The following is a 1,161-nucleotide window of genomic DNA, read 5'->3' on the forward strand; positions in this document are numbered from 1 at the left end:
CTAGTGATCCGAGTTAGAGGTTCGCGTCGTAAGTATCTGGGTGCAGTAGCCGGCGAGGCTGTCCAGGATTTCGTCGGCGGTTCTAGTCCACACGAAGGGCTTCGGGTCGTCGTTCCAAGCTTCGATCCAGGCCTGCACGTCGGTTTCGAGTTCTGTGACGCTGCAGTGGGCGGATCGGCGAAGTTTGCGGTTGGTCAGCTCGGCGAACCAGCGTTCCACGAGGTTCAGCCATGAACCGCTGGTGGGGGTGAAGTGGAGGTGGAACCGCGGATGCGAGGCCAGCCACTTCATAATCTCCGGGGTCTTGTGAGTGGCATAGTTATCGCAGATCAGATGCAGGTCCAGCTCGGCCGGGGTGTTCTTGTCGATGGTCTTGAGAAACCGCAGGAACTCCTGGTGGCGGTGTCGCCGCTGATGCTGGCCGATGACCTTGCCGGTGGCGATGTCCAGGGCGGCGAACAGGCTGGTGGTGCCGTGGCGGACGTAGTCATGGGTCTGCCGGCCGGGCACGCCGGGCATCATCGGCAGCATCGGAGCGGTGCGATCCAGCGCCTGCATCTGCGATTTCTCATCCACGCACAGCACCAGAGCTTTATCCGGCGGGGCGAGATACAGGCCGACGACGTCGCGGACCTTCTCGATGAACTGCGGATCCGTGGACAGCTTCCACGTGTCCACCAGATGCGGCTTGAGGCCGAATGCACGCCAGATCCGGGAAATCGCGGTCTGCGACATGCCTGTGGCCCTCGCCATCCCCCGTGTCGACCACTGCGTGTCATCCGAAGCAGGTTTCTCCTCCAGCGTTTTCACGATCACTGCCTCGACCTGCTCATCGGTGATCGTGCGCGGAGCACCCGTCCGCGGCTCGTCCGATAGGCCCTCCAGCCGATCACGCACGAACCGGCCCCGCCATCGAGCCACCGTCTGCGCCCGAACCCCCAGCTCGGCTGCGACAGCCTTGTTCGTCGCCCCTTCCGCGCAGGCCAACACGATCCGGCAACGAAACGCCAACGCCTGCGCTGTTGTCCGCCGCCGCGACCACCGCAACAACGTCTCACGCTCTACATCGGACAGAACAAGCTCCGCCTTCGGGCGGCCTGTGCGCGCCATCCCGCAACCCTACCAACAATTAAGACGCGAACTAACAACTCGGAACACTAG

At 63.1% G+C, this 1,161-nt stretch carries 1 protein-coding gene; it reads right to left on the minus strand.

From position 1 onward, the window contains the following. A complete protein-coding gene (locus ACIA5G_RS53835; protein ID WP_395938372.1) occupies nucleotides 1-1,110 on the minus strand; it encodes an IS630 family transposase in 1,110 nt (369 codons plus the stop codon). Between the last annotated feature and the right edge of the window lie 51 nt (nucleotides 1,111-1,161).

Source organism: Amycolatopsis sp. NPDC051758 (genome assembly GCF_044453095.1).
Taxonomy (GTDB): domain Bacteria; phylum Actinomycetota; class Actinomycetes; order Mycobacteriales; family Pseudonocardiaceae; genus Amycolatopsis.